General features: G+C 39.0%; 1 protein-coding gene. It reads left to right on the forward strand.

Annotated features, from left to right (window positions below; all coding sequences use genetic code 11):
- Positions 1–56: 56 nt before the first annotated feature.
- Positions 57–349, forward strand: a 293-nt coding sequence (locus ACTNBR_RS16610) for a transposase (protein WP_441019285.1), incomplete at its 3' end; no start/stop codon positions are given.

Here is a 349-nt window from a genome sequence, read left to right on the forward strand (position 1 = left end):
TACTTCCTACTGCATTGACAGCCAAAAAGAATCGGCGAGATGTTTCCGGATTTGAAATGGACGAAGAAAAAACAAAAGTGATAAAGTGTCCGGCAGGAAACACACCTAGAAGTTGTTGTTATAAGAAGAGCAATGATGAATTTAAAATCACCTTTGACAGAGATGTATGCGCAAACTGTCCACATAAGGAACAGTGTCATGCCAAAATATTCAAAAATATAGCAAGAGTACTTATTACGAAAAAGAGCCTGATTCGCCTCGCACTAGAGGAGAGAATGTCTAGTGAAACATATAATCTGTATCGCAGGATACGAAACGGAGTAGAAACGATTCCCTCAATTCTTCGAAG

The sequence above is a fragment of the Bariatricus sp. HCP28S3_F11 genome (assembly GCF_052065395.1).
Taxonomy (GTDB): domain Bacteria; phylum Bacillota; class Clostridia; order Lachnospirales; family Lachnospiraceae; genus Allocoprococcus.